Source organism: Bacillus sp. NMCC46 (assembly GCF_002998465.1).
Taxonomy (GTDB): domain Bacteria; phylum Bacillota; class Bacilli; order Bacillales; family Bacillaceae; genus Bacillus.
Genome location: NZ_PVQZ01000004.1, coordinates 176,048 through 201,346 on the forward strand (window position 1 = coordinate 176,048; position 25,299 = coordinate 201,346).

Here is a 25,299-nt window from a genome sequence, read left to right on the forward strand (position 1 = left end):
ATCCTATTATCCATAGCTTTCACCAACAATTTCTTTTTTCGAACTTGAACTTGATTTTAAGTTGATAACTCTGTTTCTAGGAATAGTTAAGGTTATAGTTGTTCCCTCTCCTAGTTGGCTATTTACTTTTATGCTGCCGTTGTGTTTTGTCATGACGTTATAACAATATGTTAAGCCAAGACCAAAATTTCCAACCTTCTTTTTTGTAGAGAAAAACGGGTCTAACATTTTGGCCTGCATTTCTTTATTAACACCCTTTCCATTATCAGCGACATCAATATGTAATTTACGACGCACCTGGTAGACTCTGATCTTTATCTGCTTATTATCCTCCATTGCTTCCATCGCGTTTTTCATTAAATTTAATAACGTTTCTTGCAAGTGAATAGGATCTGCATAGATATTCGCATCCACTTCAAATAATTTCTTTAATTGTACAGTGCTGATCTGTGGCTGAAGTAGTTCAACACTTGAATTAACAAGATCTATAATATTAAATTCTGTTTCCTTTAATTCCATAATATCAAGTTTACTTTGAATACGGCTCGACAACTCAAACAAGTGATTGGCTGATTTAAGAATCATATCAACTGATTCCTGATTTTCCCCAAATTTTGACTCTTTGAGGTCATTTGCAAGAAGATCTATTTTTGCTACTTCATTTTTTATTGAATGATTTAATAAGGCAGTACCAGATGTTACTGCCTTCATAGTTAAGTCCCTTCTTTGTTTTTCAAACTTTATTTGTACTCCCAGGAAGCCATATTTAATTATAAAATAAACAAATAGTACAAAAGCAATAGCTATTACCCAAGGGTTTAGCATCCATACACCGAATATTCCAAAGGCTTCTAAAATTATATTGGTGAATACCGCGAATAAGAGTGTTGGTACAACAACTAGACAAGTATAAATTTTTTGTCTTTTGCTTGTTATACTCTTTTCTGTATATGCTGCATAAACCATCAATCCTAAAGAAATAAAGACGTATGGTACGACCCATAATGAAAGAACTACATGATGTGTTTGCCATAGAGGGAATTCCGTAAAGTAAATTTGCATAATGATTACGGGTATGAACAAAATTATTTTCCAAATGAAACTTTGCTTTTTACTTGTGATTATTTCTGAAAACACAAGGCCGAAAATCATGATTGCATATGCTGTTCCATAGTGTCCAATCGATGATGTAATGTAGTGGATCAGCTGTAGCTGGCTAGATGAACCATCCAAGTAATAAGATAAAATTACACTTAAACCACCAAATCCCCCAAAAAAACCAATAAAACTGCCCCATCTTGTTTTTTCATTTTCAGGATAAGTAAGAAACAAAACTAAACTCATGGCCCACAACAATGCAGTTAGAATGAACATCATTTTATTTCTTTAGCCTACTTTCAATAAATTGAATTGTGTCAGCTGCTATTCTATTTCTAGATAGAACAATTCCAGCATGCCCACAACTGTATACGTGCCTTTTAGGTTGATTCCAGCTATTCCACAGAGTATCAGCATCGTTTATGTCGATATACATGTCATATTTTCCTGATATTAAGAGTACATTTTCTTTGTCTACGAGAAGTTTTGCTTTACTAGGGTTCATAATATCCCAAGCTTTGTCGAGTTCTTCATACGTTGTTCCATGTTCCTCCAGATCTCTTCGTATATACTTCCCAGGAAGAGTGTTCCAGATGGAATGCGCAATATTATTCGCATAAAAAGCTGATACAACAATATTCACGTCTTTCTCGACTGTTGCTAATAAGTTTGTTAGCCACCCTCCTAAACTAATGCCAATTACTATTATTTCTCCACCTTCGTTTTCCTTGATCCATTTAATCAGCCCTCTAAGTTCAACAATAGCTTGCTGGGAGGATTGCACTGTTCGACTTATATTGGCGCTAATCATGTGTTCACCAGAATATGTTGAATTTTGTGGTTCCCTATCGAAATGATAAGGCAGCGTGTAGTAATACATATTCCAATCATAATTTTTAACGATTTTATCGTGATAAATCTTCTTAATTCTGTCGTATGAATCCATGCGCCATCCATGTACGAAGATTACATTGGGCTTGTGCTTAGACTCTTTACGCAAAAACACTTCCCCAGAAACCTTGTCATTCTTATCTACATCAGATCTGATGCTTGAATTAAAAGAAAATATCCCACTTTTTAAGTTTGTTGTATGGTTATCGATGTGAAATTCTAAATCAATTGGCTGAGCACTAAAAAAATGATCCCTATTACCTACGTCAAAAGGTAAATTATTATAGTGACTTTCTTTGCTTCTTGTTCTGTGCATATCCATTAATGCTGCGTAATCTATTACTTTTAAAAGCTTCAAAAGAATTAAACTCCTTTAATCTCAAATTATTACTTTACGAATATTTTAGCATAAAAAGGTTATTTTTTTGTAAACAAATTAAATAAATAAATTGATGAATGAAAGCTAATTAGTAACCCAATGATGTGTAATAAACAAGATATATTAAAGAAACAATTAATATAAAGATAAACAATAAAAATAAAAAGACAAAAAATATAAGGGAAATCATAAAAAACCTTATCGATGCATATATATCAATAGGTTGAGAGATTTTAAAGATTAATATAAATCCACAATCAACAAACTCACATCAGCAATAATACCTTATTAACAATTCACATTTTTATAAATACATTTAGTCTGTTTAAGATATCTTGTAATACAGAATTTTATTTTCTATATATGCCCTCAGCCATTCTGCCTTTAATATCGGAAATGCCGGCGGTGCAGCGCTTGACAGTCTTGCAGATTGTACCGTTATTTGCTGCAGCTGTAACCTTCATTGGGCTCATCATCACGATCATGAGCTATCAGTCAGATAGACGAACAAAAAGGACCTGAGTTAGGTCCTTTTAGCGTGCAGACAAATCCTCGCATTCGTTGTCAGGTCCTTTTTTATTTCATCACGGTCATTTCTGGCTCTTCTATTTGTTTCACACGTTCCTGAACTGGATGGGAAAAGGAGTGCTCGGATAAGACGATATGAGATACGGTTTTTGTAAACCCAGACACTGCCTGAATAAAGGCTTCAATTTCTTCAAGAGAAGCGACTGACAGCTTAATGAAAAAGCATGACTGTCCTGCCACTCGATAAGCAAAAAAAGCGCGTGGGTGCTGATTCATAAAAGCCACAAAACGTTGATACTCCCCGTTTAGCACTGTGACTTCCAGCAGGCAGTCAATCATAAGCCCTAATTTTTTATAATTGACCTGAACCGAATACCCTTCGATAATCCCTGCATCCTCTAATTTACGCACTCTTTCTGCTACCGCAGGTGCGGATAAATTGACTCGTTTGGACAATTCCCTCATAGACAAGCGGGCATCTTCTTTCAATTCATTTAAAATATGCACATCAACATCGGTGATTTTCATTCGTACCTCTCCTATCCGAAAGTCGTTCCATTTGAAAAGTATTTTATGATAATACTTATGATTCGAAATGTAAAATAAAACTAAATAATGGTAGAATTTATTTTAACGGAATTGAATGAAAAAGCAAGTATGGAGGGATCACCTGATGAAAGAATCTTTAGACAGCAAGGCTTCTAAAACGTTTCCCATCACACTTGCCATCGCGCTCACACTTGGCGTCTTTGCGGCGGGATCGGAAGAACTGGTGATTTCACCACTGCTGCCTGATTTATCAAACTCCTTTCAGCACTCTCTTGATATTCTCGCCCTTTCCATCAGCATTTATGGGTTAGCTGTGCTGGTTGGAGCCCCGCTGCTCGTTCCTTTAGGGGACCGGTATTCAAGGGAACTGTGTTTGATCATCGGGCTTTCTTTCTTTTTGATTGGAACCGTGATGTGTGCGGCTGCCCCGAATTTGGCAGTGTTTTTTGCTGGCCGTGCCATTTCTGGGCTGGCGACCGGTGTATTTGTGCCAACAGCCTATGCTCTTGTAGGCGACCGGGTTCCTTACGAATATCGAGGCAAGGTGATGGGACTCATTGTGTCGAGCTGGTCTCTTTCTCTTGTCCTTGGTGTACCAATTGGCGCCTTTATCGGTCAGAGTTTGAACTGGCGCTGGACATTTTGGATCTTCGCCATCATGAGTCTCGTTGTCCTGCTGCTCGTCATCCTTGAATCACGCAAACAAACCGCCACAGCGAATACAGGAACACCTCAAGCTAGGGAGAAAACTGGCTCTTTATGGGGAGCTTTGAAAATTGATCGTGTCCCCGCCTATTTGACCGTGACATTTTGTAATATGCTTGGATTTTATGGCATGTACTCGTTCTTAGGAGCTTATCTGCAAAGTTTGTTTTCTGGAGGACAATCGACGGCAGGACTTCTGATCATGGCTTACGGCGTCGGTTTTTCCATGAGTGTATTTACAGGAAAATTAGCTGACTGGTTTGGCAAAACTCGTTCTCTTTTCTTAGTGCTGGGCGGCATTACGCTCGTTCTCGCCTTACTTCCTTATGCTCCTTTCTCATGGACATTGCTGATTTTTGCCCTATTTATTTGGGGTGCCATGCAAAGTTTATCCGTCACGCTTTTGAGCACTGTTCTAAGTGACTGCTCCCAAACCCACCGAGGCAAAGTGATGGCTTTTTACAGTCTTGCGTCCAACCTTGCCGTTATGCTTGGTTCCGCTCTTATGGGACCTGTCTATGTCCATTTCGGCTATCATACGGTAGGGCTTGTATGTGCACTCATTACGCTTGTTGGTTTTCTCATTAGCTTCGCCAGCTATAAACGTGAACGAACCTTACAGCAGAAACATAAAAACACATTTGAAACGTAAGCTCAATTCACTGCACATCTAGGTATGTGCAGTTTTTTAGATCAATTTTTAATATCATCATAAAATACATTTTTTATAAATTTTGTTGACAATTGCCAATTTTATTTTTTATAATCTAGTAAAAATTTGAAAAAGATTGGATGGTAAACATGATCTTAAAGAATGATGTTTTTCATTTCAAAGAAGAGCCCATCGTTTCACCTAAGATGTTTACAGTCAATACACTAGGCCCTGAGGGGACAAGCAGTGAATATGCAGCAAAACATTTCATCTCTCATTCCACCACTACACTCGGCACTCATACGAAACTATCCCTTTACGACACGTTCGAAACTTGCATTGAACATACTCTCTCTAACGCACTCCAATACACTCTCGTTCCACACGCATACGAAGGAATCAAACACTTCTACATGAGACCTGACCTGCAGCTTTTACAAATTTTCAGATGTGACACACCCATGTATGGTTTGGCTGTCAGACCAGATTTCCCATTTCAAGAACAAATGCTCCACCATTTAAAAATTGTCTCTCACCCTGCACCTGTCAATTTGATTCAATATTTCATTCACCAAAATGCTGAATTTGAGCTGGTCAATTCTACAAGTACTGCCGCACAAAAAGTAAGAGACGGCGAATTTGATTTCGCTTTAACTAATGAGGTAGCCAGAGCCACATACGGCCTCACCTTCATTCGAACGTTTAAAAGCATCCCAATGAGCTGGTCCATATTCGGAAAAGGAGAGATATAATATGCAAACTGAACAAAAGACGCAAGAACGATATTTTCCTCAAGCCAAAAAAGTAGAATGGGAGAATGGTGTCACACAATATTCCACGGTCAGAGGTGATACGGAAGTGTTAATTTCATACGTCCCTCCTCACACGATCATAGAACCTCACGAGCATCCCGAAGCACAAATCGGCATCGTATTAAAAGGCGAGCTTCAAATGACGGTCGGCCCATCGACCCAATTGCTCACCCCTTTAGAATCAGCCTATATCGCACCACCTTTTGTCCCTCACGGCGCATCTAACCTGACAGATGAGGAAGCGATCGCCATTGATATTAAGAGATTAAAAGATGGTGAGGAATATACGGCCCCTCCTACTTATTTCTTAGATATTTTCAAAACACGGGATTTACTCCCTGGCATGGAAGTCACCTTTTTTGTTGAGGATTGGATGGAGCTCATGATTGCCAACATTCCTGGAAATGGCGGTGAAATGCCTTTTCATAAACACCGCAATGAACAAATCGGCATTTGCATCAGCGGAGGTTATGATATGACCATTGAAGGCTTTACAGAGAAAATGGAATTTGGCACCACTTATTTCTGTGATCCAAAGGAAGATCATGGTGCGATAAATCCAAAGCCGGAAGCATCAAAGTCTATTAATCTCTTCTTCCCTCCCCGCTATAATCGGTTGAAGCCAAAAGCGTCTAAGGTGAAGAAATGAACCTCGACGGAAAAGTCGTCCTGATTACAGGAGGTGCATCAGGGATTGGGCTTGCCGCAGTCAAGCTTTTCCTTGAGCATGGAGCAAAAGTAGCAGTGGCTGATATCAATGAACAGAGCGGCAAACAACTCGTCGAATCATTGCCGCACGAGCATCTTGCGTTTTTCAAAACAGATATTACGAATGAGTCTGACTGTCAAAAAACCGTTCAGTTCGTGCTGAACCGTTTTGGAACAATTGATGTTTTGATTAACAATGCAGGCATCGAAATTGTCTCCCCCGTTCACGAGATGACGCTGGAGGATTGGAACCACATTGTACAGGTCAACCTGACGGGTGTATTTCTTATGAGTAAGCATGCATTGCCGCATATGCTTGAAAAGAAAAGCGGAAGTATTATCAATACAGGATCTGTCGGGGGTCTTGTCGGCTGGCCTGACATCCCTGCCTATAACGCAACAAAGGGCGGTGTCATCCAGCTAACCAAATCCATGGCGGTCGACTATGCCGCCCATCAAATCAGGGTGAACTGTATCGCCCCGGGCATTATTGATACGCCATTAAATGAAAAATCATTTTTAGACAATCATTCAGAAAGTCTTGAGGTTGTCAAAAAAGAAAAAGCAAAGGTGAACCCATTACTTCGTCTCGGAAAACCCGAAGAAATTGCGGGCGTCATGCTGTTTCTCGCCTCTGATCTATCCAGTTATATGACTGGAAGTGTTGTCACAGCAGATGGCGGTTACACCGCTAGATAAAAAGGAGTGCTTTCATTGAGTAAAAAAACCGTACTTGTCATTGCTGATCTGGGAGGATGCCCGCCCCATATGTTTTACGAAAGCGTGGCTGCATCGTATCATATCGTTTCTTATATCCCGAGACCCTTTGCTATTACAAAGGGACACGCTGAGCTAATCGAAAAATACTCCATTGCCGTCATCAAAGATCGAGATTATTTTGACACAAACCCTTCTTTTGAACACCCAGATTCTATTTACTGGGCACATGACGATTATCTGAAATCCGAGGAAGAGGTGGTGGACGACCTAGTTCGTGTGGCTTCCTTTTTCAAAGCGGATGCGATCACCACCAATAATGAATTATTCATTGCACCAATGGCAAAAGCCGCTGAGCGTCTTGGACTGCGCGGCGCTGGGGTAAAGGCAGCTGAATTAGCGCGTGATAAAAGTCAAATGAGGGCTGCATTCAACGCGGCTGGGGTCAAAGCAGTAAAAACTCAGCCTGTCACTACTTTAGCTGATTTCCAGCAAGCCATTGAACATATCGGGACACCGCTTATTTTAAAGCCTACATATTTAGCAAGCTCCATTGGCGTGACCCTTTTTCATGACCGAGCCGGCAGTGATGATCTCTTTTTAAACGTACAATCCTATTTGCAAACCATTCCCGTTCCAAACGCTGTGACGTATGAAGCTCCGTTTGTCGCTGAAACATACTTAGAGGGTGCTTACGAGGATTGGTATCAAGAGGACGGCTACGCTGATTATGTCAGTGTTGAAGGGTTAGTCGTTGAGGGTGAATATATCCCTTTTGTCATTCATGATAAGACCCCTCAAATCGGTTTTACAGAAACGGCTCATATTACTCCGTCGATCCTAGACAATGAAGCCCAGCAACTCATCATTGAGGCAGCAAAGAAGGCAAATGAAGGGCTAGGTCTTGAAAACTGTGCCACTCATACAGAAATCAAGCTCATGAAAAATCGAGAAACCGGATTAATCGAATCAGCAGCTAGATTTGCTGGCTGGAATATGATTCCGAATATCAAAAAGGTCTTTGGGGTAGATATGGCCAAGCTGCTGATTGATGTATTAGTCGATGGAAAAAAGGCTGATTTGCCAAAAGAACTGCTTTCTGGACATACGCATTATTTAGCAGACTGTCATTTATACCCTCAGCATTTCAAAGAGAGCGGACACATTCCGCCTGAGGTCACACACATCACCATTGATCATGTGCATATTCAGCAGGACACTTTGGTTGGAGATACTGTCATCATCAGTGAATCCGTCCCACCTAAAGGGACCTTTGTGGACCTATCTTTATTTGAAGCATTTAATGGCATCGTGTCTCTTGAATTAAAAGGCTCGTCTTCTCAGGATGTTGCCGCATCCATCCGTAACATTCAGAAGCAGGCAGCCATTCAGTTAATGGATGAACTAGTGAAGGGATAGAAAGAGAGGGTAACGTGGTGAAGATCTTACCATCTAACATGATTGAACGGCTGCCAGAACAAAAATTTGGAACCGTATTTGAGAAAATTGCACATAAAACACAAAACGGAGCGAACATTGTGAACCTTGGTCAGGGAAATCCCGATCTTCCTACTCCTGCCCATATTGTGAGCGCCCTTCAAGAGGCAGCAGGCACTTTGCAATTTCAGCAATATGCTCCTTTTAGAGGCTTTGACTTTTTCAAGCAAGCCATTGCAGATTTCTACAGAAAGGAATTCGGCATTGAGGTTGACCCGCAGAAGGAGATTGCCCTTTTCAATGGGGGAAAAACAGGCCTTTATGTGATGAGTCAGTGCCTGCTTGATCCAGGGGACATTGCCCTTGTCCCCGATCCTGGATACCCAGAATATCATTCAGGCATCTTGATGGCGGACGCAAAGCCATACTGCATCCGACTGGAAGAGGAAAATGGCTATTTGCCGAATTTCCCGTCAATTGATCCAGACGTGTTAAAAAAGGCAAAGGTTCTTTTCTTAAATTATCCGAATAACCCTACAGGTGCTGTGGCAAGTGAAGCATTTTTTGAAGAGGCTGCGGAATTTGCCTCAGCTCACGGTCTGCATGTGATTCATGATTTTGCCTATGGTTCATTTCATTATGAGCAAAAACCAGTAAGCTTTCTAAAGGCACCTCTTGGAAAAAAAGTAGGCGTGGAATTATATTCTTTATCCAAAACATTCAATATGGCAGGATGGAGAGTCGCTTTTGCTGTAGGGAATGAGGACATCATTCATGCCATAAACGCCTTCCAAGATCATGTGTTTGTCAGTATGTATGGCGGATTTCAACAAGCCGCCACCATTGCCTTACAAAGTGATGACTGTCATATTCAATCCTTGAAAGAAGTCTACCTTGAACGAATGAATTTCTTCATCCGTCAAGCGGAGAAGCAGCTTGGATGGACCATTGAACGTCCAGCCGGCGCCTTTTATTTATGGGCTTCGATCCCTGATGATTTCGAGGATTCTCATGCTTTTGCCGACTATTTACTCGAGCATGCAGATGTCGTCGTGACGCCTGGGGGTGTATTTGGAGCACATGGAAGACGTCATGTCCGCATCTCAATGGTGGCGCCAATTGAACAGCTTGCCCTTTTTATCAATCGGCTCCATATACTGCCGATTCGCTTTCATCAAAAAACCCGCATATAGCGGGTTTTTCATATTTATATACTTTTCATCGAACCACCATCGACAGATATTTGCTGTCCGGTGACATAGGAGGCTTCCTCTGATGCGATAAAAGCGGCTAATGAAGCCATTTCACTCGCTGAACCTACTCTTTGCATCGGGATTCCTGACGCAACAGCTTTTACAGCTCCTTCGCGTGATAATGACTGTTGACGCATCATGTTTCCGATAAATTGTTCATACCGATCTGTAGCAATAAATCCTGGGTTTAAACAATTCACTGTGATTCCTGAGGGCGCAAGCTGTGTGGCTGCATTTTTACTAGCATTGATAATCGCTGCATTCATCATACTGTTCGTAAACATTTGGTCACCAGGTTCCTTCCAGAGGTTCCCGACAATTTGAATGATCCGGCCGTATTCATGTCTTTTCATCATCGCTGCCGCACGTTTCATCGTATCAATGTACGCAATGGCTTTCTGAGAAAATGCTGCCAGCATCTGCTCACTTTCACATGAATCAAAAGTATCTGGCTTCCCTCCTGGAATGTTATTAATCAACACATCCAGTCTGCCAAACTCGTTTTCTATTGCCGCAAAGGCCTCAGCCCGCACTCCTTCATGGGACATATCTCCACAGAAAAGAGACACCGGCTCTTTTGTTTCTGCCATACGCCCAATGTGCTGCTGCGCATCTTCTAGTGAGGATTGATTTCTAGAATTGATGATGACTTTTACATGGTCCTGGGCGGCAAGCTTTATGGCGATTGCCTTTCCAATCCCTGTACTTGCCCCTGTGACAAATGCAATTCTTTTAGACAAACTCATCCACATCCCTTTTCTACTCAACTTAGTAAACATACATAAAATGACACATATAGAATGTATTTCAACAAAAAAAGACCTTTCTCCTGCGAAAGGCCTCTGTTCTTTATTTAAATGTCGTTTCCCAATTAAATCCGATCGTCTCGTCATTCCATGCGATTCTCTTTTCATCTGGGTTTTTCGGGTCATAAGACTCTGTCGTGAAATACACAATTTGCAGCGGCGTCTCGCCTAGTACCCGGTAGCCATGTGCGACACCCTTTGGGATGAGGAGCAGCATTGGATTGTCTTCCCCCATATAATACACGTCGGTTTGACCCTTTGTAGGAGAATCCTCACGCAAATCGTATAAAACGACCTGGGCATGACCTGCTGGGAAAAACCAAACATCGTCTTGCTTTTCATGATAATGAAAGGCTTTGATCACTCCTGGAAAGCTTTTCGACCACGATGCCTGCCCAAAGCGTTTCAGCATCGGCTCATCATCTCGAATGAGCTCTGCAAAAAAGCCGCGATCATCACAATGTTTCATGAGTTTTTTCGTTTGTACACCATCAATCATGCTGATGCCATCTCCCTTCTTTCTGCAAATATTCGTGAAGTGAATCCTTCCAATGTCTTGGTTGCCAGCCTGTGGCTTCAATCGCTTGAAGGTCTAACACAGAATAGGCTGGACGAGGCGTTTGGAAGCCGTACTCTTCCGTGGAAATTGGCTCAATGGTCGTAGACAGGCCGCTTTTTGCGACAATTTCTGACGCAAAGTCAAACCAGGAACAGCTGTCTCGGTTACTGACATGGTAAATCCCTGCCTTCTGATCAAACAAATGAATGATTGCCTCTGCGACATCCTTTGTATAAGTAGGTGATCCTACTTGATCGTTCACGATGCGCAAATGATCCTTTGTTTCTGCGAGCCTAAGAATGGTATTCACAAAGTTATGTCCCTCATGTCCGTATAGCCACGATGTACGGATGATTTTCACTTCGTCTGACACGAGATGAATCAATTCCTCACCAAGCTTTTTACTTTTTCCATAAATGGTTTGAGGATCTGCTTGTGCATCGACTTGGTAAGGGCTGTCTGCTTGCCCGTCAAATACATAATCTGTACTGACATGTAACACATCAGCCCCCACGTTCTTTGCCTCCAGCGCTGTATAATAGGCGCCAATGCCATTGACAAGATACGCCTTTTCCGTTTCTGTTTCACATTGATCAACAGATGTATATGCTGCTGCACTGACAACAATATCAGGCTGAAAGTGTCTCATTGCGTGTCTGACTGCTTGCTGGTCTGCGATATTGAGCATACTCCTCGTTAAGGCAATGACGGTGATATCTTTTTCCTTGAGCTGTCTGCTCAATTCTTTCCCTAGTTGCCCGCCTGCACCGGTGATTAAAACTTTCATCCGTCACCCTTCTTCGCCCTGATCAAATTTGGCACAATACCAATTGATCGTTTTTTCAATACCTGCTTCAAATGACGTCTCCTGCGTCCAGCCGAGCTCCCGTTTCAGCTTACTGGCATCAATGGCATACCGTCTGTCATGCCCTTTTCGATCTTGAACAAACGCAATACGGTCATGACTGATCCCGAGCTGCGTCAGAATGGTCTTGGTCAAATCGAGATTCGTTTTCTCGTTGCCGCCGCCAATATTGTACACCTGCCCAGCTGTTCCGTTTTCAAGGACCCGCTTTACAGCTCTCGCATGATCCTCTACATACAGCCAATCGCGAATCTGCTGGCCGTCTCCATAAATCGGGATCTTTTCACCATTGATCGCTTTTCTAATAATAGTCGGTATTAATTTTTCTTCATGCTGATACGGTCCGTAGTTGTTGCTGCATCGTGTGATCATCGCGGGTAATTGGTGAGTGTGGATATAAGATTTCACAAGCAGATCTGAACTCGCCTTGCTTGCTGAATAAGGATTATTCGGTGAAAGTGGTGTTAGTTCTGTGAAAGCAGGATCATCCAGCTCCAAATCTCCATATACTTCGTCTGTTGAAATATGAATGAATTTTTTCGCCTTTCCTTTTAAGACTGCCTCCAGCATACGATAGGTGCCGAGCACATTGGTTTGAATAAAGGGCTCAGCCGATTCAATACTGCGATCAACATGGGATTCCGCTGCAAAATGAATGATGGCATCATAGACTTCATCAAATGCTTGATCCAACTCATGCTGAAGGGTGATATCCCCTTGAATAAAACGAAAATGAGACAGCTTTAATAATTCATCCATCTCCTCTGGATGACTGGCATATGTTAACTTGTCAAAAACAGTGAGCCGGACATCGGTTTCCTGAAGCAGCAGCTTCACAAAATTTAGTCCAATAAATCCCGCTCCGCCTGTAATTAAATAAGACTTCGTCATTCGTATCCCTCTTTTTTCTTCATCGTTTCAAACATTTTCGTAGATGCTTGGTGGAGAGATTCATGTGTTCCTGCATCAATCCACCACCCTTTTAACATATCATAGGTCAGCTGGCTATTTGAGATATAGAGATTGTTTACATCTGTAATCTCTAATTCGCCTCGATCTGACGGCGAGATTTTCTCTATATATTGAAAGACTTCTTGATCATAAAAATAGATGCCTGTGACGCAGTAAGATGAACGCGGATGCTCCGGTTTTTCCTCAATTGATAAAATCCGGTGGTGAGCGGCATCAATTTCTGCAATGCCAAACCGCTTTGGATCTGCCACTTCTTTCAACAGAACCTTCGCTCCGCTTTCTTGCTGCTGAAAGGCTTCAACAAAAGGGCTTAGCGAATCCTCAAATACATTATCACCTAGCATCAGCACAAATTTCTCCTCTTCTACAAAGGGCTTTGCATAGGATAAACCGTCCGAAATTCCAGAAGCTTCAGGCTGTACCTGATAGACAATGTTCATCCCGAGTTCCTGAACGCCTTCAAGTAGCTTTTGAAACAGCGGGATTTGTTCTTCTTGTGATATGACCATCACATCTAAAATCCCTGCTTCTTTCAGTTTGAACAAAGACCAATAAATCATTGGATATGGACCAACCGGCAATAAATGTTTATTGAAAATCTTCGTTAAAGGTGCCAGTCGTGATCCCTTTCCTCCTGCTAAAATAACTCCCTTCACATCTACACATCCTTATGTTCTTTTTGGTGATGATTCATGAGGTGTATAAGAATGTTTTTCACTCGTTCGGTTCCTTTTCCATCAATGAGTGACCGTCCATTGAGATGAATGCTCCTGCGGAGAAAGTAACTGGCGGATAGTCTTCGAGCAGCACGCCATATATCCTTTTCATCCACAAGGTCACCTAATCCAAGATGGTGGCAGGCTCCCTTTTGCGCAAAACGAGTGGCTGTCACTGCTTGGTGGTCTACTTGCGAAAGGACAATGCTGGGCACCCCGATACAAACTGCCTCATATAACGTCATCCCGCCAGCAACAATCGCCAGATCGGCTTCTGCAAGACGGGCAGGTAATTGATCCGTATGGCGAATGAATTGAATATGCGCAGCCTCGATTTGTTCTTCGATGCGAGAGGCTTTTCCTGTAACCGCTAGAATGTGTAAATGGCCAGCTTCGAAGAGTGCTGATACAGCCTTTGATAACAATCCGCCTGGATCACTGCCTCCAAGGCTGATAACCACCTTTTTGCATTCTTTTCGAACCTCATATGTGTCTTTTAATCTGCTGATCTCGTGATCTAACAATAAATAAGGTGTTCCATAAAAATAGTCCGTTCCATTTACTTGCAGACGCTTTTCGTCCAGACCACCATAAATGCCGTTCACGACAGCATCAGCAAGCTGGCAGGCTTCTGCTCTTTCTTCTTCAAATAAGACCAGCCTTGCAGAGCCGGAGGACGCTTTGATCGATCGAAGAAACTGGAGGTCACAATCAAGCACATCAATCAGCAGAAGATCAGGATTCAGCTCTTTTATGTCCTGCTCCATTTGAAGGAATACGTTTGGTTCCTGCACTAAATGAACTTGCCAAGCTGGATGCGAGAGCATTTCTACACAAATCTGTTCATTTGTATAGAAATATAAGTCGTTTCCTTCTTGAAACAATTCTTTTGCCAGCCGTCTCATTCTGGCGACATGCCCCATCCCTCTTAAAAAACCACCGTACACAACAATCATGATTTTTTTATTCATTCAGCATCCTTCTGTCTCACAAATTGATTCAACCGAACAATATCAGGATCTTGTTCACAAATGGAGATAAGCTCAGCCGTAGGCACAGCAATAAATCCACCAGCTTTCTCAAGTAAACGGGTGGCAAATACACAATCTTCTTCTGTATCAATCGTGAATCGATAAGCAGGATATGCGAGTTCTTTGGGCGGTGTGAATAATTGCAGTTGAAATCGCTCAGGATGCTTTCGGATATACAGAGTGACATGCTCACGCTCCGGCTGCGTAAGGGGAAAATTGTCGATTTCACGTAAAATTGATGCGTCGATCATTTCCCCGGAAATACCGAGTGGCGTTCCAGTCGTATACGTGTAATCAGCCTTCTTCTGTCTATGTTCTTCAACCATTTTCGACAAAAGCGCTGGATCTATAAATGGATTATCTCCCGTTAAACGGACAATGGTTTGCGGTTCAAAATGACGGACAATCTGCGCAAATCGCTGCAGTACATCTATCTCACTACCGCGAAATACCTTATAGCCCTTTGATAAACAATATTGAGCCAACAGATCATCCTCTGCCTCGACTGTTGTGGCAATCATGAGGTTCTGGGTTTTGTGATTGTAATGATCTGATTGCTTTACCCGTTCAACAATGAAATCGATCAGTGCCATACCGCCGATCGGTTTCATCACCTTTTTTGGCAGCCTTGTTGAGCCCATTCTAGCTTGTATGACAAAGAGCACATCATTGATCATGCTCGGACTCCTGCATGAGCACATCTTTCCACGATACGCCTGTATGGGCTGGGATGTCTCTCACAGCCTTGGCGCCAAGTAAAATCTCCATGTACCGCGGATGCAGACCTTGGCTTTTTTGTCCTGGACGTAATACGGCTATGTTTTGTGCTGTCAAAGTCTCGCCCTTTGCAATACCTTTTGTTGTAAAAATCCCTCGATACGCAAATTTACGAATCTGCCCTTCAATGGCTGCTGTCGTTTTATAAGAACTGCCAAGGAGCTCCTCTGACACAGAATGAGTGTCTGCTTCTGATTGATTTCGTTCCTTTTCCGCCGCTCGAATATGCTGAACCATTTCCTTTAATTCCTCTGGATCGAGCGCAAAGGAATGATCGGCCCCAGGCAGCGTCTTATCTACCGTGAAATGCTTTTCAATCATGGCTGCCCCAAGCTTCACAGCGGCAACAGGGGCTTCAGTTGGATGCTCACTATGATCAGAAAAGCCAATGACTGCCTCAGGAAAAGCCGAGGCTAAGGTTTGAAGCACACGAAGATTCGTATAAGCTCTAGGTGCTGGATACTTTGCTACGCAATGCATAATGGCGACTTGATGGTTTTGCTCGCTTGTAATCGCCTCATATGCTTCATGAACATCTGCAATAGTGGCTCCGGCTGTTGAGAAAATGATGGGCTTTTGAAAAGAAGCCGTGTGACGCAAAAGAGGCAAATGATTGATTTCATAGGATGCCAGTTTGAAAGCCGGCGGATCGGTTTGATTCAATAGATCCGCAGATTCTTCGTCACACACTGTGCTTAAAAACATCAGCCCTTTTTCCTCGCAGCGCGTCAATAAAGCTGGCAGCCATTCTGGCGGCAGCTCCATTTGTTCGACTAAAGAAAAAATGGATACCTCTTCTCCCTTGGCTGTTTCGTATAAACCCGGTTCCTTTTGATACATCCGATCAGCTTGAAACATTTGAAACTTCACTGCATCGGCACCTGCTTCTTTTGCCACATCAATTAAAGCAAGCGCCTGATCCAGCTTTCCATCATGGTTAATGCCTGCCTCTGCAATGATAAAAACAGGCGCACCATCCCCCACTTTGCGATCTCCAATATAGAAATGCGCCATCTTATCTCTCTCCTTTTTTCGGCCATACATGGTAATACAAGAAGGCATTTGTTGTTCTAAAGCCCATCTTTTCGTAAAGCTGAATGGCGGTTGTGTTATGCAGCTGTGTTCCGGCAGAAATAAAACGATGCCCTCTCTCATAAGAGACCTTCATCATCTCGATAAACAGGTTTTTCCCAATCCCTTTTCCTTGTACATCCGGTCTAATCGCAAACAGCTCAAGCGCCATCTCATCGCCCTTGGTCATCCCTTGTATCAAGCCCACGACTTCATCGTTCACCTTTGCCACGAGATTGATATCTGCACGTCCGAGCAAATTGTTTCTCATCCATTCTTGATAGAAATGCTGGACGACATTCTGGTCTAAAAATGGATCGAGTGCATACCGGCTTTTCACAAAAGCCTGATGACCAAGTGAAACCGCCTCATCGTATTCCTTTTCATCCGGCAGACTTATCACCACATCTTCACCTGTTAATGGCACCTCCATGTGAACCGGCGGCGCCTCAAGCCGAGTGAGACCGCCCACATAGTACACATGTAACAGCCTTTGGACGATGCGGTTTTTTTCAAGATCAGCCGCTTCAAGACGTAAAAAGAAAAAATCGCATTTTTCTGTTCTCATCCAATTGATGAAGCGCTCCATCAATTCTTGAAAAGCAGATGATGACTCAGCTTCCGCAAACTTCACATGAAAAATATGCAGATCAAATATGCCGCTTTCCCATTTTGACCAGTCGAATAACAGCACCGCTTTGAGCTGGGCGCCACTGACAAGACCAAACTGCTTGAAGCCTTTCATTTGTTCAGCTTGTTGGCCGTATTTCTCCAGCCAAGCGGACAGCACCTGATCGTCTATTGCATGAACGGCCTTCATGAAGATGCCTTCTGATCTTTTAAAATAGACAACACCGCAGTGATGACATCCTGCACATCTTCATCGGTCATACTTGGATAAAGAGGCAGTGAGAGTGTCCGCTTGTAGTAAGCGAGTGACTCAGGGAAATCCTCTGGTGAATAGTGGTAGGTTTGTTGATAGTATGGATGCAAATGAACAGGGATAAAGTGAACACTCGTGCCGATTTTATACTCCTTTTGCAGCTGATCAATCAGCTCATCGCGTGTGATGAATGCTTCTTTTGGATCCACTTGCAGTACATACAAATGCCATGCATGTCTTCCCTCATGATGGACAGGCGGCAGGATCAGCCCTGCTTCTTTTTGAAATGCCTGATTGTATGTTTTCGCAATTTGTTCTCTCCGTGCCTGCATATCATCCAGACGACTTAGCTGGACAAGCCCTAATGATGCCTGCACATCAAACATGTTCATTTTATAGCCAGGTTCCTCGACCTCGTAGTACCACGTTCCTTTTTCTCCATAACGATTCCACGCTCCCTTGCTCATCCCATGGAGTGCTAGTCTTCTGATTCGTGCGGCAAGTGCATCATCATTTGTCGTCAGCATGCCGCCTTCTCCAGTCGCTATGTTTTTCGTCGCATAAAAACTAAAGGCAGTCGCATCACCAATCGCTCCAATGGGCTGGCCATGGTACGTTGTATACAGAGCATGAGCGGCATCCTCGAGCACAAATAGATCGTACTTTTTGGCAATGGCTAAAATCCGGTCCATATCGCACGATTGACCAGCAAAATGAACAGGGACAATCGCTTTTGTATGTGGTGTAATCGCCGCTTCTAGTTTCTCTGCATCGAGATTGAGAGTCGCTGGGTCAATATCGACAAATACAGGTGCTGCCCCTGTATGAATGATCGTATTGGCTGTTGCGCAGAATGTCAGAGGCGTTGTAATCACCTCATCCCCATTCCCAACCCCTCTAGCCTTTAAGGCTAAAAATAAAGCAGCCGTACATGAATTGACAGCGATCGCATGTTTTGCACCGGTCAGCTGCCGAAACTCTTCTTCAAACTGTCTTACTTTTGGTCCGGTTGACAGCCAGCCGGATTTTAATGTTCCAATGACTTCGTCAATTTCTTCCTGCTCAATCAACGGCAGGGCATAAGGAAGAAATTGCGCTCTCTTTTTTTCCATATCGCTTGCACACCCCTATCTTTATCTCTGAAAATCCACACCTGTTTTTGTTTTAAGCAGAGAAAGCAGAACATCGGTCGATCGCGCATGCGGATAATGTTGTTTAATGAATTGAGCTCCTTGCTGCTTTGCCAGCTTCATCTCTTGATCATCCGACAAAATACGAATGGCTTTCTCAGCCAGTTCAACAGGGTTTTCCATATGATAGCTGCCAAGCGACTCGTAATAAGGGTATCTTCTGCCTTCTGTCATTTTCCCGATCAGCACACTCTTTTCAAAGAGCATTGCTTCAAGACCGACGGTTGATGTGAGCGTAATGACCATATCCATATATGGCAGCAGGTCATATAAGTCGATATCTTTTTTAATCAATCTCACATGATTTCCAGCTCGTTCAATGGACACATACTCATTTAATCGGTTTCGGGCAATTTCCCACGGATGCGGCTTCATGATCAACTGAATGTCTTTCCGTTTTGCAATCGTTTTAAGAACATCACCATAGAAGGCTTCTGAGAACGGCTGCGTTGCCACAAGCACGGTCTTTTTGGCAGGATTGAAGTTCAATTTACGAAAGATGAGTTCCTGTTGAAGCGGCGTTCGATCCTTCACCAAATCAAACCTCGGATGACCTGTGATCTCCACCTGTTCCGGCTGACAGCCTTTGTCTACATACCAGTCCTTTTCATACTTTCCAAACACCCCATGACACGTCGTGAAAATCGGCAAAAAGGCTTCGTCTCCCATAAGTGCGCCGTGCTGAAGACAGATGCTCGTGAGCTGGCGTTTCACTGTTTGCAGTGCCAGTACGCGGCTGTAAGCATCCTCCGTCGTCCCCACAATGACGGCTGCAATTGGCTCCATCTGAAATAGAACTTCTGTCTGGTCAATCACATCAATAAATTGCACAATGTCCTTCCGAAGCTTTTCTCTAAAAAAGACATTGCCAAAGACGGGGTGCTTTGCGTAAGGTTTAAGGAGAGCATTTGCTTTTTCAATATATTCAGCATGGGCTTCTTTATTAACCTCTCCGGCTAATTCCGGCTTGCTGATGACGGGTAAACCGAAATAATCTGCCTTCTTCCAGCGAGCGAGCACCACCGTTTGACTCGTATGGAACCGCGTGTAATTTTGTTCAGTAAAACGCAGATGTTCAAAGTGAAGCAATACCTTTCCATTCGCCGGACGATAAGCAATTCGCTTGATCTGCTGCTTATGTTGATCAAAAAATGGCTGAATCTCTTCCGGCAATGGACAATCGGTTGTCAATTCTTGACCGAATGCTTCCTCCTCCATGCGTTCCCTCACTTCAGGACTGATATATTGATAGAAATTGCTGATCAACCCAAGAGGAATTTGTTTATAGGACAAATCCTTCATGAGATTCACATACTCAAAGTACACCTGCCAATAATGATGAATATAGTGCGACACTTCAGGTCACCTCCCATGTCTTTGTTTTAATATGTGGCGGAGCTCCCAGCAGGTAGACTGCTCAGGAAGTGCTTGAATAAAGGCACTTTTCTCTTCTTCTGCCAGCTGATAGTGAATCGACTGTTCTGTGATGTAATTTGTATCTAAAACTTCATCAAAGGGATAGAACGGATAAAAATGATTTAATCGAAAAAAGAACCGGGCATCTCCTATTCGATAAAAATGCGGACTCTCGTCCCAGTAAGACCCAAATTCAGCTTGAATCTTTGATAAAATAGATGCACGATGAACGACTGAGCAATGATCAATGGCACAGGGTGCATTCCATTGCACCGTTTGCGCAGGTCGAATCGTTTCCTTTACTGGCTCTTTTTTGCTATTTAAATAGATTACTTTCGATCCAGAATAGACAATATCCTCACCTGGTCGTGCATCTAGATAATGAGTGAGCTTCTCTAAACGGTCCGGGGCATAGACATTGTCATCTGTGGCATAGGAAATATACTCGCCCTTTGCCAGTTCTAATGCTTGATTAATCAGGACGGCATATCGGGTTTTCACTGTTCTCTCCTCCAGCGATTTGACACCGCTTTGGATAAAATGAACACGGGGATCTTTGCGAAAGGGCTCAATCGCAGCAAGGGTTTTTTCGTTTGAACCATCATCCATGATAAATAGTTCAAAGTCTGACAGCGTCTGCTGCAGGACCGCTTCAATCGATTTGCCGACGTAAGCCGCCTTGTTGTAGCTCGTCATAATGACAGTTACTTTTGTCAAAGTTTTCACCTCGGTCTCTTTCAAACTATGTTTATCATATGTGTCTCCTCTCAAAGAGACTGTAGAATGACCTATTTTTTATAAAATTGTATTTTTTTATCGATCTACCTTTGAAAATTGCAAACTTTTTGGTAATATAAGTAATCATTTATGTGTATTAAAGGAGTAAAGAACATTGGAAGCTATGAAGAATGATCACTCCCAAGAAGAGGAAGCAAAAGGTTTTTTTCGATTTTTTAAAATTTTCGTCGCAACAAAAACGATTATTCGCTCATATCAACGTTCCTCTATTCCAATTTGGCTGATGATGCTCCTTGCAAGTATCGCTGGTACAGGCTGGGTCTACGAAGGTTATTTTAGCGAGTATATGGGCAATCATATTCCGTTCCCTTTTATTCTGTTACAAGGAGCGGGATATGGTATTCTTGCAGGCAATCTGGTTCTATTTTTCGGTGTACTCATCCTAAAGTGGTTAGGGCGTCTTTTTTTCGGCAGTCAACCGGCGTATCGAGATGTGCTCAAAGCCTGCACGCTGACGATCTTTTTCCCTTCCGCTTTATTTTCACTCAGTTGGATTTTCACTATTGGAATGCTTGGTCCGTATACGTTTGTCAAAATCTCACCTTATTTAGATCAGCATTATGAAGTTTGGTATTATCTCGATCTTTTGACACTGATTGATGCTTATGCAAAGACGTGGATATTTGGAATGACTGTTTTAGGCATTGCCGCTGTGATGAAGCTCAGATTATGGCAAGCCTTTTTCATTGTGATCACACCGCTTGCGGTATGTTTTGTCATCATCACACTTTTATTTGATGTCCAGCACGCTGTAAATTGGATGATGTAAGGAAGGTTGAGCATCATATTCGTGAGCAACGAAACGCAGACCTGACAAAGAACGCGAGGGTTTGCCCACGCCTAAGGAACTGCACCGCAGTTCCTTTTTTTCGTTCAATGTACATATTCTGCCCTCCTGTCTCATAGTGTGAAAGAGAGAAAGAATGCTATGGAAACAACAGGTGCTTAAGCGCCTTCTGTTTAGAACACCATGAGGAAAGAGGAGGAACGTTATGAAATTGAAAAATCAATTTGGGCAAGGTTCGGGTTTCGAAGGTCAAGATTTTCGCCAGCAGCAATATGGAGCAAATCCGTATCCTGCGCAGCAGATGGGTTATTCAGTCCCTCCCCAAACGCAGGGTCAAATGCAAGGACAAATGCAGCAGGGGTTTTCGCCAATGCCATCTACCGGCACTTCACAAGGAGGCCAAGGAACGCAGGGCGGCGGGCAGCCATATCAAATTCCTTCTGGACCGATTTATCAGCAGAATGTCACCGGACAGCTGCCTATTGAGCAGTCCTATATTGAAAATATTTTACGATTGAACCGCGGCAAGGTAGCCACGATTTATATGACATTTGAGGCAAGTAAGGAATGGAACTCGAAGATTTTTAGAGGCGTCATTGAAGCTGCAGGACGTGACCACATTATCATTAGTGATAACAAGACAGGAACACGATACTTACTATTAACGATCTACCTTGATTACATTACATTTGATGGGGAAATTCAATACGACTATCCATACTCCATGTCCACGTATTCTCCGAGATAGATAACGCCACATATAGCAAAAGCAAGGAGCAGGCGCCCTTGCTTTTTTTTGACTAGGTTTTTGACACACCTCTAGGGCGCTGGTCATAAGATGCCTAGTAGTTTTTATCAAACGCCTAGAGGTGACATCAATGACTGTTGAGCTGGATTATACATCACCGAATGTTAAATATTCATACGATCTGAATCAAAGCCCACTTGTGAAATACGATCAGCATAACCTGATTAATGTTTTAGGAAAAAAACAATTAAACTCGTTGGATCAAGTATCCCTGCTGGATATATATTTGAGTAAAAGCAAAGTCGTAGAGCCTCATTATCATCAAAATGCCGCAGAGCTTGTTTATTGTATAGCCGGTTCTGCTGCTGTCTCGATGCTGAATCCTTTTACAAAAAAACTGCACACCTATACCATCACCCCTGGACAGGTGGCAAACGTACCTCAAGGCTGGTGGCACTACGAAGTTGCCCTTCAAGACAGAACTCATTTGTTAGCCATTTTTAACGCATCTACGCCAGAAGTGATCCTAGGCTCAGACCTTCTCACCCTCACCCCTGCTCACATCATGGCACATACGTATTGCATGAACGAAACACAGTGGAAACAGGCGACGCAGCCTGTGAAGCCGAGTGTGTTTATCGGACCATTTTGCCACAGAGAAGAGGAGGCACAAACGCATCCTGTCCCTCCGTCTCACTACATCCCTTATTATCAAGCCCCGCCAAACTATGCCCCTTACTGGAATTAAGAAAAAAACCGGTGCCCCTCTCAGAGCATCGGTTTTTTGGCTTATAAATTTTTTGCTGCTGCAATGACAAGCATGATCCAAGAAGCGATAAACGCCACTCCGCCAATTGGGGTAATGGCACCTAGAATCTTCACCTGTGTCAATGCCAGCACGTAAAGGCTTCCTGAGAAGAAAAGGATGCCTGCAAGCATCACCCAGCCAGCGGTTGGAACTAGAGAAACACCTGACAGCTTATCTGCAAGAAAGGCGACAATAAATAATCCAATCGCATGGAACATCTGATATTGAACTCCTTTGTTCCATATCTCTATATACTTTTCAGGGATTTTCCCTTCCAGACCGTGCGCACCGAAGGCTCCGAGTCCAACAGCTAGCATGGCATTAATCGCACCTAAAATGAAAAATAGTTTCATTCGTCATTCTCCTTATCTCGTCAATTATGTTTATCATAGCGCGGGTGACAGACGACAATCAACTTTCCCTTTACGTTGACACGAGATTGTCGGATTTCTTTTTCTTTCGTAACAGGACTTGATCGACCGCGATCGCAATGAGTGTACCTAGAACAAGACCATTGCTTAATAATGAAATGAGCACAGGATGCATGCCTTTCAAGGCTCCCTGCGGTACAAACATCGCCCCTACACCTGCTAAAACGGCAATCCCTAGGACAAAGCGAATCCGCGGAATTTCTTCTTTCTCATACTGATCAAACTCTGACATCGCAATCCCAATCATCGAGGAGAACACCACAAAGTTTACAGCAAGCCCCACAGGTGATGGCAGTGCGGAGAAAAAGCTCATGAGCAGCGGGAACAAACTAATGAGTACAATGAGCAGACTTCCTATGAAAAATGGCTTTCTCGATGGAATTTTCGTTGTCTGGATAAATCCTGCTGCTCCGGAAATAGGTACAGGCGCAATGGCACCGATCAATCCGCTCAGTAAGTGACCAAATGCTGCGACAAAACCAGCCGGCCGAGCTCTCTTCCGCTCACGCAGTTCACCAAATGCCTTCACTGAACTTTCCACAATTCGAATACTTGCCAGCATGTTCACAATGAGTAAGATCGTAATGAAAAAGGACGTGACAAGCAATCCACTGTCAAAGACTGGCATGCCGAATGGGAACAGCTTCGGAAACTCGATGATTTTTTCTGGAATTCGAACCGGCTTTGCCAACCCGAGTAGAGCGAATAACAGCCAGCCTCCTGCAAGGGCAAATAACACAGAAAACTGCCTTAAGTAATGCCATTTTGAGCGGCTGATCATGAAGGTAAGGATAATAATCAAGATCGATAAGCAAAAGACAAGCCCGTCCACCTGATTTCCTCGATAGCCGATGCCCATCAGCCCTTTCATGATCGGCTGACTTAACTGCACAACTAGCAGCAGCAAGTAAATGCCTGTGACGACTGGCGTAAATAAAGACGCGAGCCAATTAATGATTTTAAATAAACTAAAAATAAAAAAGAAAGCGGCACTAAAAATTAAAGCCCCCTGTAAGGCTTGCAGGGTTTCAGGATACGTCGCAAAAATTGTTCCTGTCATGCCTGCATAAAGGGTATACACACCCCACCAAAGCCCTGCTGGACTTTCATTGATCGGCAGCATATGGCCGCATAAACACTGCACCATCGCCACAAGACCAAGTGAAAAGAATGTACTTTGAATCAGCTCCGCTGACTGCACTTGGTTCAATTCAAACGCTTGTGCAATCGCAATAGGTACGGCAATAGAAGCTGCGATAAAAAATGCCATCCACTGAATGGCGCCCAAAAATAGTTTCAAACCGATCACCTTCCCTTTGTCGTGACAAGACCATTAAAAATCAAAAATAGAGTCGCCGTTCCCATCCTTCTCTTTTTGCCCCTCTTCTTGATGCTGAAATTTCTTCGCACCACTCGCACCCATCAGTTTCTCAAGCATGGCTTGATCTGAGGATACTGGCGGCGCGGACGGTGTCTGTATCGAAGAAGGTGGCGAGATAACCGGCGACTGCGGCATTTGCACCTGTGATGGTGCATCGAGAATGACCTCACATAGTGAAGAAATCGCTGCCACATGACGTTTCACCTCTTCATCATTTCCACTTTGTTTCGCCTTTTGAACCGCTTCCTCCATTTTTTGAAGCAGGCTTGATATATGAATATTCAAGGGTAGACCCTCCAATCTAAAAAAGTCTCTTTTCAACATTATTTTA

General features: G+C 43.1%; 27 protein-coding genes. 9 read left to right on the forward strand and 18 right to left on the reverse strand.

Annotation, left to right across the window (positions count from 1 at the left end):
• Nucleotides 1-6 precede the first annotated feature (6 nt).
• From C6Y01_RS13015 to C6Y01_RS13030, 3 genes are all read right to left on the reverse strand, one after another.
• Entirely contained in the window at nt 7-1,374 is a 1,368-nt protein-coding gene (locus C6Y01_RS13015; protein ID WP_106038286.1) for a sensor histidine kinase, read from the reverse strand.
• 4 nt (nt 1,375-1,378) lie between these two features.
• The gene (locus C6Y01_RS13020) at nt 1,379-2,347 is read right to left on the reverse strand and encodes an alpha/beta hydrolase family protein (protein WP_106038287.1); all 969 of its coding nucleotides are present in this window, start codon (nt 2,345-2,347) and stop codon (nt 1,379-1,381) included.
• Between the two features lie 597 nt (nt 2,348-2,944).
• Nucleotides 2,945-3,424: an Lrp/AsnC family transcriptional regulator gene (locus tag C6Y01_RS13030; RefSeq protein ID WP_041816025.1), complete on the reverse strand. Its 480-nt coding sequence runs from the start codon at nt 3,422-3,424 to the stop codon at nt 2,945-2,947.
• Nucleotides 3,425-3,569: 145 nt separating this feature from the next.
• Between C6Y01_RS13030 and C6Y01_RS13035 the strand changes: the two genes are divergently transcribed.
• The 6 genes from C6Y01_RS13035 (at nt 3,570) to C6Y01_RS13060 (ending at nt 9,669) form a co-directional block, all read left to right on the forward strand.
• Nucleotides 3,570-4,802 (forward strand): MFS transporter, encoded by a 1,233-nt coding sequence (locus tag C6Y01_RS13035; protein WP_034660363.1) that lies wholly within the window; start codon nt 3,570-3,572, stop codon nt 4,800-4,802.
• A gap of 149 nt (nt 4,803-4,951) precedes the next feature.
• Nucleotides 4,952-5,554: a type 2 periplasmic-binding domain-containing protein gene (locus C6Y01_RS13040; protein WP_034660365.1), complete on the forward strand. Its 603-nt coding sequence runs from the start codon at nt 4,952-4,954 to the stop codon at nt 5,552-5,554.
• A gap of 1 nt (nt 5,555) precedes the next feature.
• Entirely contained in the window at nt 5,556-6,263 is a 708-nt protein-coding gene (bacB, locus tag C6Y01_RS13045; protein ID WP_060597522.1) for a 3-((4R)-4-hydroxycyclohexa-1,5-dien-1-yl)-2-oxopropanoate isomerase, read from the forward strand.
• Complete coding sequence (locus C6Y01_RS13050; protein WP_034660368.1) at nt 6,260-7,021, forward strand: SDR family NAD(P)-dependent oxidoreductase; 762 nt, start codon at nt 6,260-6,262, stop codon at nt 7,019-7,021. The genes bacB and C6Y01_RS13050 overlap by 4 nt, the downstream gene beginning before the upstream one ends.
• Nucleotides 7,022-7,036: 15 nt before the next feature.
• Entirely contained in the window at nt 7,037-8,458 is a 1,422-nt protein-coding gene (gene bacD / locus C6Y01_RS13055) for an alanine--anticapsin ligase (protein WP_095285661.1), read from the forward strand.
• A 17-nt stretch (nt 8,459-8,475) separates the two neighbouring features.
• Nucleotides 8,476-9,669 (forward strand): aminotransferase class I/II-fold pyridoxal phosphate-dependent enzyme, encoded by a 1,194-nt coding sequence (locus tag C6Y01_RS13060; protein ID WP_034660730.1) that lies wholly within the window; start codon nt 8,476-8,478, stop codon nt 9,667-9,669.
• 14 nt (nt 9,670-9,683) lie between these two features.
• Here C6Y01_RS13060 and C6Y01_RS13065 read toward each other — a convergent pair whose 3' ends face one another.
• The 12 genes from C6Y01_RS13065 to C6Y01_RS13120 form a co-directional block, all read right to left on the reverse strand.
• Complete coding sequence (locus C6Y01_RS13065; RefSeq protein WP_317615139.1) at nt 9,684-10,475, reverse strand: SDR family oxidoreductase; 792 nt, start codon at nt 10,473-10,475, stop codon at nt 9,684-9,686.
• Between the two features lie 103 nt (nt 10,476-10,578).
• Entirely contained in the window at nt 10,579-11,034 is a 456-nt protein-coding gene (locus tag C6Y01_RS13070; RefSeq protein WP_024423802.1) for a dTDP-4-dehydrorhamnose 3,5-epimerase family protein, read from the reverse strand.
• On the reverse strand, nt 11,027-11,881 hold the full coding sequence (rfbD, locus tag C6Y01_RS13075; protein WP_106038289.1) for a dTDP-4-dehydrorhamnose reductase: 855 nt from the start codon (nt 11,879-11,881) through the stop codon (nt 11,027-11,029). Before rfbD ends, C6Y01_RS13070 begins: the two co-directional genes overlap by 8 nt.
• 3 nt (nt 11,882-11,884) lie before the next feature.
• Entirely contained in the window at nt 11,885-12,850 is a 966-nt protein-coding gene (gene rfbB / locus C6Y01_RS13080) for a dTDP-glucose 4,6-dehydratase (protein WP_106038290.1), read from the reverse strand.
• Nucleotides 12,847-13,587, reverse strand: a complete 741-nt coding sequence (locus tag C6Y01_RS13085) for a sugar phosphate nucleotidyltransferase (RefSeq protein WP_106038291.1) — start codon at nt 13,585-13,587, stop codon at nt 12,847-12,849. The genes rfbB and C6Y01_RS13085 overlap by 4 nt, the downstream gene beginning before the upstream one ends.
• Before the next feature lie 2 nt (nt 13,588-13,589).
• Nucleotides 13,590-14,618, reverse strand: a complete 1,029-nt coding sequence (locus tag C6Y01_RS13090; RefSeq protein WP_106038292.1) for a PseG/SpsG family protein — start codon at nt 14,616-14,618, stop codon at nt 13,590-13,592.
• Nucleotides 14,615-15,355, reverse strand: coding sequence for a cytidylyltransferase domain-containing protein (locus tag C6Y01_RS13095; RefSeq protein WP_106038293.1), 741 nt, complete (start codon nt 15,353-15,355; stop codon nt 14,615-14,617). Before C6Y01_RS13095 ends, C6Y01_RS13090 begins: the two co-directional genes overlap by 4 nt.
• A complete protein-coding gene (locus C6Y01_RS13100; protein ID WP_095285657.1) occupies nt 15,345-16,469 on the reverse strand; it encodes an N-acetylneuraminate synthase family protein in 1,125 nt (374 codons plus the stop codon). The genes C6Y01_RS13095 and C6Y01_RS13100 overlap by 11 nt, the downstream gene beginning before the upstream one ends.
• Nucleotide 16,470: 1 nt before the next feature.
• On the reverse strand, nt 16,471-17,346 hold the full coding sequence (locus tag C6Y01_RS13105; protein ID WP_106038294.1) for a GNAT family N-acetyltransferase: 876 nt from the start codon (nt 17,344-17,346) through the stop codon (nt 16,471-16,473).
• A complete protein-coding gene (locus C6Y01_RS13110) occupies nt 17,343-18,521 on the reverse strand; it encodes a DegT/DnrJ/EryC1/StrS family aminotransferase (protein ID WP_034660385.1) in 1,179 nt (392 codons plus the stop codon). The genes C6Y01_RS13105 and C6Y01_RS13110 overlap by 4 nt, the downstream gene beginning before the upstream one ends.
• 21 nt (nt 18,522-18,542) lie before the next feature.
• Nucleotides 18,543-19,955, reverse strand: coding sequence for a capsular polysaccharide export protein, LipB/KpsS family (locus tag C6Y01_RS13115; RefSeq protein ID WP_034660386.1), 1,413 nt, complete (start codon nt 19,953-19,955; stop codon nt 18,543-18,545).
• Between the two features lie 6 nt (nt 19,956-19,961).
• Nucleotides 19,962-20,732 (reverse strand): glycosyltransferase family 2 protein, encoded by a 771-nt coding sequence (locus C6Y01_RS13120; RefSeq protein ID WP_189318704.1) that lies wholly within the window; start codon nt 20,730-20,732, stop codon nt 19,962-19,964.
• 184 nt (nt 20,733-20,916) lie between these two features.
• Here C6Y01_RS13120 and C6Y01_RS13125 point away from each other — a divergent pair, with 184 nt between their 5' ends.
• The 3 genes from C6Y01_RS13125 (at nt 20,917) to C6Y01_RS13135 (ending at nt 23,096) form a co-directional block, all read left to right on the forward strand.
• The gene (locus tag C6Y01_RS13125; protein WP_223249932.1) at nt 20,917-21,582 is read left to right on the forward strand and encodes a YIP1 family protein; all 666 of its coding nucleotides are present in this window, start codon (nt 20,917-20,919) and stop codon (nt 21,580-21,582) included.
• Nucleotides 21,583-21,805: 223 nt separating this feature from the next.
• On the forward strand, nt 21,806-22,348 hold the full coding sequence (gene gerQ, locus C6Y01_RS13130) for a spore coat protein GerQ (protein WP_034660388.1): 543 nt from the start codon (nt 21,806-21,808) through the stop codon (nt 22,346-22,348).
• Nucleotides 22,349-22,478: 130 nt separating this feature from the next.
• Entirely contained in the window at nt 22,479-23,096 is a 618-nt protein-coding gene (locus tag C6Y01_RS13135; RefSeq protein ID WP_106038295.1) for a cupin domain-containing protein, read from the forward strand.
• Nucleotides 23,097-23,137: 41 nt separating this feature from the next.
• On the opposite strand, the gene C6Y01_RS13140 is transcribed toward C6Y01_RS13135, so the two are convergent.
• From C6Y01_RS13140 to C6Y01_RS13150, 3 genes are all read right to left on the reverse strand, one after another.
• Nucleotides 23,138-23,509, reverse strand: a complete 372-nt coding sequence (locus C6Y01_RS13140) for a DUF423 domain-containing protein (RefSeq protein WP_003215282.1) — start codon at nt 23,507-23,509, stop codon at nt 23,138-23,140.
• Nucleotides 23,510-23,579: 70 nt separating this feature from the next.
• A complete protein-coding gene (locus C6Y01_RS13145) occupies nt 23,580-24,887 on the reverse strand; it encodes a purine/pyrimidine permease (protein ID WP_034660390.1) in 1,308 nt (435 codons plus the stop codon).
• Nucleotides 24,888-24,920: 33 nt separating this feature from the next.
• The gene (locus tag C6Y01_RS13150; protein ID WP_034660391.1) at nt 24,921-25,253 is read right to left on the reverse strand and encodes a YwdI family protein; all 333 of its coding nucleotides are present in this window, start codon (nt 25,251-25,253) and stop codon (nt 24,921-24,923) included.
• Nucleotides 25,254-25,299 lie beyond the last annotated feature (46 nt).